General features: G+C 73.9%; 13 protein-coding genes. 12 read left to right on the forward strand and 1 reads right to left on the reverse strand.

The genetic code is table 11. The features are described 5' to 3' along the window. The first annotated feature begins 161 nt into the window (after window positions 1-161). From rplU to IF01_RS0133810, 8 genes are all read left to right on the forward strand, one after another. Window positions 162-479: a 50S ribosomal protein L21 gene (rplU, locus tag IF01_RS0133775; RefSeq protein ID WP_030397424.1), complete on the forward strand. Its 318-nt coding sequence runs from the start codon at window positions 162-164 to the stop codon at window positions 477-479. A gap of 14 nt (window positions 480-493) precedes the next feature. Next, window positions 494-751, forward strand: a complete 258-nt coding sequence (rpmA, locus tag IF01_RS0133780) for a 50S ribosomal protein L27 (RefSeq protein ID WP_030397425.1) — start codon at window positions 494-496, stop codon at window positions 749-751. Between the two features lie 102 nt (window positions 752-853). Continuing rightward, the gene (gene obgE, locus IF01_RS0133785) at window positions 854-2,332 is read left to right on the forward strand and encodes a GTPase ObgE (protein ID WP_030397426.1); all 1,479 of its coding nucleotides are present in this window, start codon (window positions 854-856) and stop codon (window positions 2,330-2,332) included. Window positions 2,333-2,558: 226 nt separating this feature from the next. Beyond that, window positions 2,559-3,695 (forward strand): glutamate 5-kinase, encoded by a 1,137-nt coding sequence (proB, locus tag IF01_RS0133790; protein ID WP_051741438.1) that lies wholly within the window; start codon window positions 2,559-2,561, stop codon window positions 3,693-3,695. A 141-nt stretch (window positions 3,696-3,836) separates the two neighbouring features. After that, on the forward strand, window positions 3,837-4,358 hold the full coding sequence (locus tag IF01_RS0133795) for a DUF8830 family protein (RefSeq protein ID WP_030397428.1): 522 nt from the start codon (window positions 3,837-3,839) through the stop codon (window positions 4,356-4,358). Window positions 4,359-4,461: 103 nt separating this feature from the next. Further along, window positions 4,462-5,784, forward strand: a complete 1,323-nt coding sequence (locus tag IF01_RS0133800) for a glutamate-5-semialdehyde dehydrogenase (RefSeq protein WP_030397429.1) — start codon at window positions 4,462-4,464, stop codon at window positions 5,782-5,784. Window positions 5,785-5,885: 101 nt separating this feature from the next. Further along, complete coding sequence (locus tag IF01_RS0133805; protein ID WP_063764367.1) at window positions 5,886-6,473, forward strand: SCO2584 family spore wall biosynthesis protein; 588 nt, start codon at window positions 5,886-5,888, stop codon at window positions 6,471-6,473. A gap of 125 nt (window positions 6,474-6,598) precedes the next feature. Beyond that, entirely contained in the window at window positions 6,599-7,663 is a 1,065-nt protein-coding gene (locus IF01_RS0133810) for an SCO2583 family membrane protein (protein ID WP_030397431.1), read from the forward strand. Between the two features lie 152 nt (window positions 7,664-7,815). Here IF01_RS0133810 and IF01_RS0133815 read toward each other — a convergent pair whose 3' ends face one another. Then, window positions 7,816-8,919: a M48 family metallopeptidase gene (locus IF01_RS0133815; protein WP_030397432.1), complete on the reverse strand. Its 1,104-nt coding sequence runs from the start codon at window positions 8,917-8,919 to the stop codon at window positions 7,816-7,818. A 326-nt stretch (window positions 8,920-9,245) separates the two neighbouring features. Here IF01_RS0133815 and IF01_RS49105 point away from each other — a divergent pair, with 326 nt between their 5' ends. From IF01_RS49105 to IF01_RS42740, 4 genes are all read left to right on the forward strand, one after another. Continuing rightward, window positions 9,246-9,392 (forward strand): hypothetical protein, encoded by a 147-nt coding sequence (locus IF01_RS49105; RefSeq protein ID WP_167349790.1) that lies wholly within the window; start codon window positions 9,246-9,248, stop codon window positions 9,390-9,392. Between the two features lie 162 nt (window positions 9,393-9,554). Continuing rightward, complete coding sequence (locus IF01_RS49110) at window positions 9,555-9,713, forward strand: hypothetical protein (protein ID WP_167349791.1); 159 nt, start codon at window positions 9,555-9,557, stop codon at window positions 9,711-9,713. 112 nt (window positions 9,714-9,825) lie between these two features. After that, the gene (gene nadD, locus IF01_RS0133830; protein WP_030397433.1) at window positions 9,826-10,458 is read left to right on the forward strand and encodes a nicotinate-nucleotide adenylyltransferase; all 633 of its coding nucleotides are present in this window, start codon (window positions 9,826-9,828) and stop codon (window positions 10,456-10,458) included. 18 nt (window positions 10,459-10,476) lie between these two features. Next, the gene (locus tag IF01_RS42740) at window positions 10,477-12,459 is read left to right on the forward strand and encodes an LCP family protein (RefSeq protein ID WP_051756739.1); all 1,983 of its coding nucleotides are present in this window, start codon (window positions 10,477-10,479) and stop codon (window positions 12,457-12,459) included. Window positions 12,460-12,602 lie beyond the last annotated feature (143 nt).

Raw genomic sequence — 12,602 nt, forward strand, 5'->3', positions numbered from 1 at the left:
TTCTTGACCACTGGCGTGTCTACGCCTTGCTCCCGAGCACATCACCTCCCGGTTCTCGCAAGAGGACGACTCCCCGTGAGGGGGGACGGGGGAGGCCCCTGTGTCCGTACCCAGGTGGCTGGCATCGAGAGTTCCGACCGAGTTGGGAAAGTAGGTACCGCATGTACGCGATCGTTCGCGCAGGCGGCCGCCAGCACAAGGTCGCCGTCGGCGACGTGCTGGAGATCGACCGTATCGAGGCCAAGCCGGGTGACTCGGTGGAGCTCTCCACCATCCTCGTCGTCGACGGTGAAGCCGTCACCTCCGACCCGTGGGTGCTGGCCGGCGTGAAGGCTCACGCCGAGGTGGTCGACCAGACCAAGGGCGACAAGATCGTCATCCTGCGCTACAAGAACAAGACCGGCTACCGCCGCCGTCAGGGTCACCGCCAGCAGCACACCGCGGTGCGCATCACCAGCATCGACTCGGTCAGCAAGTAAGGGGATAGCGAAAAATGGCACACAAGAAGGGCGCAAGCTCTACTCGTAACGGCCGTGACTCGAACGCCCAGCGCCTCGGCGTGAAGCGCTTCGGCGGCCAGGTCGTCTCCGCCGGCGAGATCATCGTCCGCCAGCGCGGCACCCACTTCCACCCGGGTGCCGGTGTCGGCCGCGGTGGCGACGACACCCTGTTCGCGCTGACCGCCGGTGCTGTGCAGTTCGGCACCCGCCGCGGCCGCAAGGTCGTCAACATCGTGGCCGTCGAGGCCTGAGTCACACCAGACTCACAATGAAGGGTGGGCCGGAATGTTCCGGTCCACCCTTCATGCTTTACGTAGGTAGAACACTGACTTCTTCGCACTGGAGGCACAACCATGACCACCTTCGTGGACCGCGTCGAACTTCATGTCGCCGCGGGCAACGGGGGCCACGGCTGCGCCTCCGTGCACCGCGAGAAGTTCAAGCCGCTCGGCGGCCCGGACGGCGGTAACGGCGGGGACGGCGGCAGTGTCACCCTCACCGTGGACGCGCAGGTCACCACCCTGCTCGAATACCACCACTCGCCCAAGCGCAAGGCCACCAACGGCAAGCCCGGAGCCGGCGGCAACCGCACCGGCGCCCTCGGCCAGGACCTCGTCCTCCTCGTCCCGGACGGCACCGTCGTCCTGGACCGGGCGGGCAACGTGCTCGCCGACCTGGTCGGCCACGGCACCAGCTTCGTCGCCGCCCAGGGCGGCCGCGGCGGCCTCGGCAACGCCGCGCTCTCCTCCGCCCGCCGCAAGGCGCCCGGCTTCGCGCTGCTCGGCGAGCCCGGCGAGGCCCGTGACATCGTCATGGAGCTCAAGTCCGTCGCCGACGTCGCCCTGGTCGGCTACCCGAGCGCCGGCAAGTCCTCGCTGATCTCCGTGCTCTCCGCCGCGAAGCCGAAGATCGCCGACTACCCCTTCACCACCCTGATCCCCAACCTCGGCGTGGTCACCGCCGGCGACACCGTCTACACCATCGCCGACGTCCCCGGGCTCATCCCCGGCGCCAGCCAGGGCCGCGGCCTGGGCCTGGAGTTCCTGCGCCACGTCGAGCGCTGCTCCGTCCTCGTCCACGTGCTGGACTGCGCCACCCTGGAGCCCGGTCGCGACCCGCTGACCGACCTGGAGACCATCGAGGCCGAGCTCGCCGAGTACGGCGGCCTCGAGGACCGCCCGCGACTGGTCGCCCTCAACAAGATCGACGTGCCGGACGGCCAGGACATCGCCGACCTGACCCGCGCCTCCCTGGAGGAGCGCGGCTACCGGGTCTTCGAGGTGTCGGCCGCCTCCCGCAAGGGCCTGCGCGAGCTCAGCTTCGCCATGGCGCAGATCGTCGGCGAGGCCCGCGCGGCCAAGCCGCTGGAGGAGTCCACCCGGATCGTGCTGCGGCCCACGGCCGTCGACGACGAGGGCTTCACCATCACCGAGGAGGACGGCGCCTTCCGCATCCGCGGCGTCAAGCCGGAGCGCTGGGTCCGCCAGACCGACTTCTCCAACGACGAGGCCGTCGGCTACCTCGCCGACCGGCTGGCCCGCCTCGGCGTCGAGGACAAGCTGTGGAAGGTCGGCGCGCACGAGGGTGACACCGTCATCATCGGCGCGGAGGAGAACGCCGTCGTCTTCGACTGGGAGCCGACCATGGCCGCCGGCGCCGAGATGCTCGGCCGCCGCGGCGAGGACCACCGCATGGAGACCCAGCGTCCGGCCGTCGACCGCCGGCGCGAGAAGCAGAAGGGCCGGGACGCCGCCGAGGCCGAGTACCTCGCCTTCGAGGCGCTCTCCAGCGGCCGCCAGGCCTCCATCGAGGGCGACGACGAGGACAGCTGAGTCCCCGCCGCGAGCCAAGCGAGCCCCCGCCGCCCCGTCAACGGGCGGCGGGGGCTCGCGCGTTGACGGCGCGCCGGGCGGAGCGGCCCCGTCCCGTGCGCCGTCCGCGCTCCGTCCGGCGGCTGGAACACGGTGCGGGCCGGTCGGCCCGATCGCGTAGATTGCGGGGGAAACGGCCGGGCCGGGCCCGCCGCCAGCGCACCACACCGGAAGGGCGGGACCCGAGATGAGCGAGGACGAACTGCGGGCGGAGGTGCTGACCGCCCGGCGCATCGTCGTCAAGGTCGGCTCCTCCTCACTCACCACCGCCGCCGGCGGCATCGACGCCGACCGGGTGGACGCCCTCGTCGACGCGCTCGCCAAGGTCCGCACCCGCCCCGACGCCCCCGAGGTGGTGCTGGTCTCCTCCGGCGCCATCGCCGCCGGCCTCGCCCCGCTCGGCCTGGAGCGACGGCCCAAGGACCTCGCCCGCCAGCAGGCCGCCGCCAGCGTCGGCCAGGGCCTGCTGATCGCCCGCTACACCGCCTCCTTCGCCCGCTACGGGCTGCGCGTCGGCCAGGTCCTGCTCACCGCCGAGGACGCCAGCCGGCGCGCCCACTACCGCAACGCCTACCGCACCCTGGACCAGCTGCTGGCGATGGGCGCGATGCCGGTCGTCAACGAGAACGACACCGTCGCCACCGCCGAAATCAAGTTCGGCGACAACGACCGGCTGGCCGCGCTGGTCGCCCACCTCGTCCGCGCCGACCTGCTGGTGCTGCTCTCCGACGTCGACGGCCTCTACGACGGCGACCCCAGCCGCCCCGGCAGCAGCCGGATCGCCCGGGTCACCGGCCCGCACGACCTCGACGGCGTGGAGATCGGCAGCGCCGGCAAGGCGGGCGTCGGCACCGGCGGCATGGTCACCAAGGTCGAGGCCGCCCGGATCGCCACCGGCGCCGGCATCCCGGTCGTCCTCACCGCCGCCAGCCACGCCGCCGACGCGCTCGCCGGCCGCCCCACCGGCACCCTGTTCCTGCGCACCGGCAGCCGCTCCTCCGACCGGATGCTCTGGCTCGCCCACGCCAGCAGCCCGCGCGGCACCCTGCACCTGGACGCCGGGGCCGTCGCGGCCGTGGTCTCCGGCGGCGCCTCGCTGCTGCCCGCCGGGGTCACCAAGGTCGACGGCGAGTTCGCCGCGGGCGATCCGGTGGACCTTCTTGCCGAAAACGGCAACATCGTGGCGCGCGGACTGGTCAACTTTGATGCGAGGGAGTTGCCCCGCCTGCTCGGCCGGTCCACCCGGGACCTGGCCCAGGAGTTCGGCGCCGCCTACGAGCGGGAGGTCGTCCACCGCGACGACCTGGTCGTCCTGCGCGGCTGACCCGCCGTCGGACCGCCGGGGACAGGGGCTGCTCCGTGCGGGGAGCACGCCCGGCCACGGGCGAGGAGGGGCGCGGTCGGACCCGCGTCGGCCGGGGCCGGCGGGCACGACGACACGACATCGCCGAACAGGAGGCCGCCGGTGGAACGCAGGCGCGAGGCAGCGCTGACCGGAGGAACCGCGGGCCGACGGCTGACCAGCATCGACGGCGGCGGGGACGAGGGCCCCGCCGGACCGTCCGGTCCGCCGGAGGGTCCCGGCACGGTGCGCCGGCTCCCGACGGAGCGGCACACCGCGACCGAACCGCCCGCCGCGCCCGACCAGGCCCGGCTCTGGCACGTGGTGCTCAGCGTGGCCGGACCGGTCACCCCGCTGACCGAGCTGCGGGCCGGGCTGGAGCGGCTGGCGCACGACCACTCGTTCTTCCTGACCGCCCGCTACGCCGCCGACCACGCCGAGATCCGCTACTGGGAGCAGGCCCGGGACCTGCACGACGCGGCGGCGATCGCACTGCGGCTGTGGGGCGAGCACAAGGCCACCGCCAAGCTGCCGCCGTGGGAGATCGTCGGCCTGGAGGTGGTCGACCGGGCGACCTATCACAAGCGGGTCGCCGAGGGCTTCGCCGGCCCGCCCCCGCAGCTGGGCGGCGTCCACCCCTACTGAGGGACCGCGGGTCCCGGCCGGGGCGCCGCGGGGCCGGGGCACGGCGTCTCACCGGGCGAAATGGGGCGGGGGAGCGGCGACGGCCTCCACTACCCTGGGGCGCATGAGCAGCGTCCCCGCCTCCGCCGACAGCCCCGTCCTCGCCGTAGCGCGCCGAGCCCGGGAGGCCGCCGCCGCGCTCGCCCCAGTGCCGCGCGCCGCGAAGGACGCCGCGCTGCGGGCGATCGCCGACGCCCTGGTCGCCCGCGCCGCCGAGATCACCGCCGCCAACGCCGAGGACGTCGACCGGGCCCGCGCGGCCGGCACCCCCGAGTCGGTGATCGACCGGCTCACCCTCACCGAGGAGCGGATCGCCGCCATCGCCTCCGACGTCCGCGACGTGGCCGGCCTGCCCGACCCGGTCGGCGAGGTCGTCCGCGGCTACACCCTGCCCAACGGCCTGGACGTCCGTCAGGTCCGGGTGCCGCTCGGCGTGGTCGGCATCATCTACGAGGCCCGACCCAACGTCACCGCCGACGCCGCCGCGCTCTGCCTGAAGTCCGGCAACGCCGTGCTGCTGCGCGGCTCGGCCTCCGCCTACCGCTCCAACAGCGCCCTGGTCGCCGTGCTGCGCGACGCCGTCGCCGGGGCCGGGCTGCCGGCCGACGCGATCCAGCTCGTCCCCGGCGAGAGCCGGGACTCCGTGCAGGAGCTGATGCGCGCCCGCGGCCTGGTCGACGTGCTCATCCCGCGCGGCGGCGCCTCGCTGATCCGCACCGTCGTCGAGGGCTCCACCGTCCCCGTCATCGAGACCGGCACCGGCAACTGCCACGTCTACGTGGACGCCGAGGCCGACCTCGCGATGGCCGTCGGCATCCTGCTCAACTCCAAGGCCCAGCGGGTCAGCGTCTGCAACTCGGCCGAGACCCTGCTCGTCCACCAGGACATCGCCGACGCCTTCCTGCCGCTCGCGCTCGCCGCGCTCGCCGGGGCCGGGGTCACCGTGCACGGCGACGAGGCGGTGCTCAAGGCCGCGGAGGGCACCGGCGCCACCGTGCTGCCCGCCACCGACGAGGACTGGGAGGCCGAGTACCTGTCGTACGACATCGCGGCCGCCGTCGTCCCCTCGCTGGACGCCGCCGTCGCGCACATCCGCCGCTGGACCTCCGGCCACACCGAGGCCATCGTCACCCGTTCGCAGACCGCCGCCCGCCGCTTCACCAAGCTCGTCGACTCGACCACGGTCGCTGTCAACGCCTCGACCCGGTTCACCGACGGCGGTGAGTTCGGCTTCGGCGCCGAGATCGGCATCTCCACCCAGAAGCTGCACGCCCGGGGCCCGATGGGCCTGCCCGAGCTGACCAGCACCAAGTACATCGTCACTGGTGACGGCCATGTCCGGGGCGAGGCGACGCAGACCGTGGGCGGCGCCGCCGACGCCGGCTGAACCCGCCCCGCCCGGGGCCCGGCGAGCCCGCCGTCACACGGGCGACGGACCAACTGGTCCGAGCCCCAGACAAATCGCCCGCCCGGTAATACGCTGAATCCGTGGCTGACGATGTGGGGGGCTTGCCGTACCCCGACGGTGCCGACCACGGTGGTGCGGACGACGAGTTCGCCACCGTGGTCTTCGACGAGGCGTTCGTCCGGTCCGCCGCCGTGCACGAGCCGACGGCCAAGGAGCGGCAGCTCGCCGCCGCCGAGGCCCGTCTCGAGCCGGACGCGGCCGGACCCGGCTGGGGCTTCGAACCCCCCGCCGTGGACGGACTGCCACTGGAGCTGCGCCCGTACCCGAGCCGGCTCGACGACGACCACCTCTATCCCGATCCGTGGTCCGGCCCCGGCCGGGCCACCGGACGGCGTTCGCGGCGCTGGCGCCCGGGCGGATTCGACCCGATCGGCGCCGGCCGCGGCCGGTACGTCGCCCAGCAGCGCTGGCACCGGCCGGTGGCCTGGGTGCTCGCCGTGATCATGGGCGTGAGCCTGGTCGCGGTGGCCGTCGCGGCGGTCTACCAGGGCGTGGGCGGGGCCGGCGGTACACCGCAACGGCCCGAGTCCGGCAGCAGCAGCGCCGGGGTCGACCCGGCGCCGCCGCCGGCCGAACCGTCGCTGGTGGTCACCGGTCCGGCGGGCTGAGCCACTGCCCGGCGGGCGGGCCGGTCCGGCGCGCCCCGGGGCGGCTGCCACCGGTCACGGAGAGCTTCCGGTGATCTGCCGCAGGCCCCTCGTGGCGGAGCCGCGATGCGCCTTACCCTGGTGTCATGGGTGACCCGCGCGAGCCTCCGGAGGGTGCGCCCGACGGTGGTTCGGGGAACGAGGACGAGTACCGGTCCGTCGTGTTCGACGAATCGTTCGTCCGGGCTGCCCGGATCCAGGAGCTGTCCGCGCGCGAGCGGCTCTCCGGCTCCTTCGCCCGCGCCACCCGGCCCAAGGTCCGGCTGGGACCGCTGGGCAGCGTGCCCCGGCAGGCGCTGGCCCTGCTGCTGGTGATCCTGCTGGCGTTCGGCGCCGCCGTGTACTTCGGTGTCACCTCGCCGACCCGGCCCACCGCCCGGCCCCAGGGCAGCCAGCTCACCGTGAGCCTGGTGGCGCTGAGCCCGGCCTCGTCGGTCCGGCCGGCGGCCGACCCGGCGAACCCCTTCACGACCCTGCCACCGGGCTACAGCGACGGCGCGGTCGGGCTGGGCACGCCCGCCGGGGCGGCCAGCGGCCACTTCTCCCGGGTCGAGGTGACCAAGGCCCTCGACACCGTGCAGCGCTACCTGGTGGCCTCCTCGCTGTCGCCCGCCGTGCTGGTGCAGGGGGCGACCGCGGAGGTGCGGGCCTTCGTCACGCCCGGTGAGCAGGCCCAGTTCGACGCGAGCGTGCTCCAGCCGACCGACGACCGGCACCACGCGCTGACCGGCTGGCTGGTCCGCTTCGACCCGGCGCAGGTCGCGCTGGCCGCCGACACCGTGAAGGTGGCCGGGGCGATGCGGATCGACGAGGCGGACAGCGGCACCCTGCGGATCACCACCGACCACACCTTCGTCTACGCGCTGAAGGCCGCCGGGGCACCCGCCGGGGCGCCGGTCACCCTGGAGACCGTGCGGCGGCAGCTGACCTTCGAGTTCGACCGGATCGACCTGGCGGCGGCGCAGCTGCGGCTGGTCGACTCGGTGCTGCAGGCCGGGCCGACGCCGTGCGACGGCTCGCTGGCCGGGGTGGTGCAGCCGGTGCTGGCCGGGGCGGATCCCGCCGCGCCGCCCAGCGGGCCGTCGGCGGTGGACCCGGGCAACCACGCCCGGCCGGCCTGGCAGGTGTGCGGGGTGCTGGCGGGGAGCTGACCGTCTCGGCCCCCGGCCGGACGGGTGGTCGTCGAGGGGGCGGAACCCCTCGTCGATGGGGCGGAACCCCCGGTCGAGGGGCGGAACCCCCGGCGGCCCCCGGTCGGGGTGACCGGGGGCCGCCGGGGCTCGCCGCGGGGGCGGGGCCGGGCTCAGTTCGTCCCGGAGCCGCCGTCGCTGCCGCCGCTGCCGTTTCCGTTGTTGCTGCTGCCGTTGCCGGAGCCGTTGCCGCCGGCGCGGGCCCCGGTGAAGGTGTCGCGGAGCTTGCCGCCGACCGTCGCCGCGCCGCCCGCGACATCGCGGATCAGGCCCATCAGCGGGTCCTTGCTCTCCTTCACCGAGGTCGTGTAGTGGTCGGCCGCCGCCCGCCACTGGTCGCCGACCGAGGTGTTCGGGTCGTCGGTGCGGCGCGGGTAGGCGCCGGCCAGGATGGAGCGGTAGTCCTCGCTCTCGGCCCACTTCTTCAGCTGGGCGACCCGGACCACCGCGAACGGGTGGCTCTGCGGCAGCACCTGCAGCAGCTTGAGCACGCCGTCGCGCAGGTCGCCGGCCTTCTCGTACTCCTCGGCCTGCTCCAGGAAGGCGTCCACGTTCATCTCGGCCAGGTTGTGGCCGCCGGCCAGCTTCATCAGCGCCCGCATCGAGGCCTGGAGGTCCTGCCCGGCGAGCAGGCCGGCCCGGTCGCTGGAGAGCTCGGCCTTGCGGAACCACTCCTTGAGCGCGGTGACGATCGCCATGATCGCCAGGTTGCCGAGCGGCACCCAGGCGATCCGGGCGGCGATGTTGGTGAGGATCATCAGCATCGTCCGGTAGACCGCGTGGCCGGACATCGCGTGACCGACCTCGTGGCCGATCACCGAGCGGAGCTCCTCCTCGTCCAGCAGCTCGACCAGGCCGCTGGTGACCACGATCACCGGCGTGTCGATGCCGATGCAGAACGCGTTGACCGTCGGGTCCTGGCTGACGTAGAGGTCCGGCACCTTGTCGAGGTCGAGCACGTAGGCGGCGTCGCGCACCATGCCGTACAGCTCGGGGAACTGCCGCTCGGAGGTCTTCACGGCGGTGGCCAGGAACATCAGCCGGATCGAGCGCTCGGAGACCAGGCCGGCGAGCTTCTTCAGCACGTCGTCGAAGCCGGTGAGCTTGCGCAGCGCGACGAGCGCGGAACGGTCCGCCGGGTGCTCCCAGGCCCGGGTGGAGATCTCCGGGAAGCGCTGACGGCGCCGGCTCGGGGTCTTCGCGATCGGGTCGGTCATGGTGTGAGTACCTCCTGTCGACGGCGGCCCCGGCACCCCCGGCCGGCCCCCGCTGGTCCTTCGCCTGTAACGACTGTCTGTGCAACGTCCGTGGTTGCGTACTCGTCCCCGCGGCCACCCTACGGGTCGCCGTGAGCCCGTCCGGGGGCGGCTCGGGGAGCCCGTCCGGAGTCCGTCCGTGAGCCCGTCCGGGGCCCGTCGGTGCGGCGCGGACGGTGTCCTCGGGGGCGGTGGGCGGCCCCGGTGTGAGGGCGGTTTACCCTGAATGCCCGGGGAAAGCCGGGCCACCTCCGGCCGCGGCACCGAGCAGTCCGAGGAGCCCGCCGATGTCCACCGCCGCCCTTGTCAGCCTGGCCGCCCCGATCTCCGGTGAGAACGGCCCCGGGCTCTTCCTGCGGATCATCCTGATCGCCTCCTTCGTCGGCGTCGGCCTGCTCGCCTGGATCCTGCTGCGGGCCGGCCGCAACAACTGACCGGTCCCGCGGCGGGGCGTCCCCGACCGGGGCTCACGGCGGTTCAGACGTGGTGGGCCGCCGAGCGGTTGCCTTGTAACCCCCCGTACGATGACGGGTGGGCCCTCACCGGCCCGAACGACACCCCTGTCCGTCATCCGAGCCGAGAAGGTCCCGCCGACCATGAGCACTGCCGCCGCACTCCCTGTCCTGAACCTTCTCGCCAACGAGAGCGAGGGGGGCAACCACGACAGCCTCAACCCGTACCTGACGGGTGGCGCCGCGTTCTTCGTCCTTCTGCTGCTGCTCTTCGTGACCACCCGCTTCAACCGGGACCGCTGACCCGGACGACGGTGGCCCGGCCGAGGGTGGCCCGGGGTGCGCAACCGCCCCCGGGACGCCCGGCACCCGGCCGTTCCCGCACCGTAACGGGCGTCGCGTAAGGTGTGGCGCCATGGGAGAGCAGACCGGGAGTCCCGGTGTACCGGCGCCGGCGAAGCGTCGTCTCGGCGTCATGGGCGGCACCTTCGACCCGATCCACCACGGGCACCTGGTCGCGGCCAGTGAGGTCGCCAGCGCGTTCCACCTGGACGAGGTGATCTTCGTCCCGACCGGGCAGCCCTGGCAGAAGAGCGACCGCGAGGTCACCCCGGCCGAGGACCGCTACCTGATGACGGTCATCGCCACCGCGGAGAACCCGCAGTTCTCGGTCAGTCGGATCGACATCGACCGCGAGGGGCCGACCTACACCGTCGACACCCTGCGCGACCTGCGGGCGCTGCACCCGGACGCCGACCTCTTCTTCATCACCGGAGCCGACGCGCTCGCGCAGATCCTCTCCTGGCGCGACTCCGAGGAGCTCTTCTCGCTCGCCCACTTCATCGGCTGCACCCGGCCGGGCCACGTTCTGACCGACGCCGGGCTTCCGGTGGGCGGGGTCTCCCTGGTGGAGGTCCCGGCGCTGGCCATCTCCTCCACGGACTGCCGCGACCGGGTCGCCAAGGGGGAGCCGGTCTGGTACCTCGTCCCGGACGGCGTGGTCCGCTACATCGACAAGCGGGCGCTCTACGCGCCGCACCGGACCTGATCCCGGAGGGGCCGACGGATGAGCGAGCGCAGGGGACCGCAGGGGCAGCAGCCCGGGCAGCCGGACGACTGGTCGACCGGGCAGTACCCGCCGTACCAGCAGCAGGGCGGCTACGAGCAGCAGCAGTACGACCAGTACGAGCAGCAGCCGGGGATCTACGAGCCGTCGGGGCAGTACGAGTCGTCCGGGCAGCACGACCCGTCGGGTCGGTACGAGCAGCCCGGGCAGCACCAGCAGTACGACCAGTACGGGCAGCCGGTGCCCTCCGCGCCCTACGGGCAGGGCCAGTACGGCTACCAGGACCAGTACCAGCAGCAGGGCTACCAGCAGGGTTACGGCCAGGGCTACGAGCAGGGCTACGAACAGCCGCTGGAGCAGCCCGGCCAGTACGGGCAGCAGCCTGCCCACGGGTACCAGCAGCAGGGCGGCTACGGCTACCAGGACCAGTACCAGCAGCAGGGCTACCAGCCGTACGAGCAGCCGCAGGCACCCGCGCAGCAGCAGTCGCAGCCGCAGGCGCAGTCCCAGGGGCGGGCCGAGTCGCAGTCCCCGGCGCAGGCGTACACGACCGCCCCGATGCCGGCCGTCGTCGAGCCGGAGCCGGCCGCGCCCGCCGCCCCGGCGACCCCGCGCGGCCGGGTGCCGCGTCCCGCCGCCGCCGAGCCGACCGCCCCCGCCCGCCCCGAACCGCCGTCCGAGCAGGTCGGCGGCTCCCGCGCGACCCGGTCCAGGACCGCCGGCGGCTCCGAGGACAACTACGCCACCGGTGAGTTCACCTTCGTCGACGAGGAGGAGGCGGAGTCCGAGGACGTCATCGACTGGCTCAAGTTCGCCGAGTCCCGCAGCGAGGTGCGCGCCGAGCGCCGCCGCAAGCTCCGCAACCGGCTGATCGGCCTGGTCGCGGTGGCCGCGGTCGCCGGTGCCGGCGCCGGGGGCTACCTCTGGTTCACCCGCGACAAGGGCGACTCCGCGACCGCCGCCGCCGGACCGCGCCAGGTCAACGTCGTCCACCTGCGCGACCTCCAGGGCAAGGTCTCCAGCGCGCTGCTGGTCAACGACAGCGCCGGCAAGAAGGGCACCGTGCTGCTCCTGCCGGACACCCTGCGGCTGCCCGGCCCCGGCGACCCGCCGGTCACCACCGTCGGCCAGGCCATGGACTCCCTCGGCGCCTCCGGCACCCGGGACGGCCTCACCACCGTGCTCGGCGCCCCCGTCGCCGGCACCTGGCGGCTCGACACCCCCTACCTGGAACTGCTGGTCACCCAGCTCGGCGGCGTCCGGGTGGACACCGACGCCGAGGTCCACGAGGGCGGCCGGCCCGACGGCAAGGTGCTCGCCGCCGCCGGCAAGAACACCCTGCTCGGCGGGAAGGCCGCGGTCGGCTACGCCACCCTCCAGAACGCCGGCGAGAGCCGCGACGTCCAGCTCGCCCGCTTCGGCCAGGTGATGGACGCGGTGGTGCGCACGATGCCGGTCGTGTTCAAGGACGCCAAGGACGACGTGCACCGGATGAACGCGGTGCTCGACCCCTCGCTGCCCGAGGACGCGCTCGCCGGAGTGCTCGCCCAGCTCGCCCAGCAGTCGAAGGACGGGCACTTCGGCACCGCCACGCTGACCGTCAAGCCGGACGGCTCGCTGGACGAGGCCACCGCCGGCAAGCAGGTCAAGGAGGTGCTCGGCGGCACCGTGAAGTCCGCGACCAGCACCGACGCGCCCGCCCGGGTCTCCGTCCAGGACGCCTCCGGCAACGACCTGGCGGCGCCCGCCGCCCAGGTCCAGGTGGTCAACGCGGGCCTCACCTTCGTCCCCGGCGGGGCCAAGACCGCGCCGCAGGCCGCCAGTGAGATCCGCTACACCGACGACGCGCGGCAGGCCGCCGCGAAGTCCCTGGCGACCAGCCTCAACCTGCCGGAGACGGCGGTGAAGAAGGTCGCCGACGCGCAGAACGCCGACCTGGTCGTGGTGCTCGGCAAGGACTACGCGCCGCCGAAGGCCCCGTAGCCCCGCCGCCGGACGGGGCGCCCGCACGCCTGTGCGATCCGCGCCCCGTCGGCCCCCGGCCCGGCCGGTCCCGGAAAACGGTTCCGGGGCCGCCGGGGCGGCGTGAGATCCTGGAAGGCGATCCCCGCGCCCCGTGCGCCGGG

The organism is Kitasatospora purpeofusca (assembly GCF_000718025.1).
GTDB classification, from domain to species: Bacteria; Actinomycetota; Actinomycetes; order Streptomycetales; family Streptomycetaceae; genus Kitasatospora; species Kitasatospora purpeofusca.

Bases quoted from the DNA above. Each gene is read 5' to 3' on its own strand.
- rplU (WP_030397424.1), top strand. From the start codon at position 162: ATGTACGCGATCGTTCGCGCAGGCGGCCGCCAGCACAAGGTCGCCGTC.
- rpmA (WP_030397425.1), top strand. From the start codon at position 494: ATGGCACACAAGAAGGGCGCAAGCTCTACTCGTAACGGCCGTGACTCG.
- obgE (WP_030397426.1), top strand. From the start codon at position 854: ATGACCACCTTCGTGGACCGCGTCGAACTTCATGTCGCCGCGGGCAAC.
- proB (WP_051741438.1), top strand. From the start codon at position 2,559: ATGAGCGAGGACGAACTGCGGGCGGAGGTGCTGACCGCCCGGCGCATC.
- IF01_RS0133800 (WP_030397429.1), top strand. From the start codon at position 4,462: ATGAGCAGCGTCCCCGCCTCCGCCGACAGCCCCGTCCTCGCCGTAGCG.
- IF01_RS0133810 (WP_030397431.1), top strand. From the start codon at position 6,599: ATGGGTGACCCGCGCGAGCCTCCGGAGGGTGCGCCCGACGGTGGTTCG.
- IF01_RS0133815 (WP_030397432.1), bottom strand. From the start codon at position 8,919: ATGACCGACCCGATCGCGAAGACCCCGAGCCGGCGCCGTCAGCGCTTC.
- IF01_RS49105 (WP_167349790.1), top strand. From the start codon at position 9,246: ATGTCCACCGCCGCCCTTGTCAGCCTGGCCGCCCCGATCTCCGGTGAG.
- IF01_RS49110 (WP_167349791.1), top strand. From the start codon at position 9,555: ATGAGCACTGCCGCCGCACTCCCTGTCCTGAACCTTCTCGCCAACGAG.
- nadD (WP_030397433.1), top strand. From the start codon at position 9,826: ATGGGAGAGCAGACCGGGAGTCCCGGTGTACCGGCGCCGGCGAAGCGT.
- IF01_RS42740 (WP_051756739.1), top strand. From the start codon at position 10,477: ATGAGCGAGCGCAGGGGACCGCAGGGGCAGCAGCCCGGGCAGCCGGAC.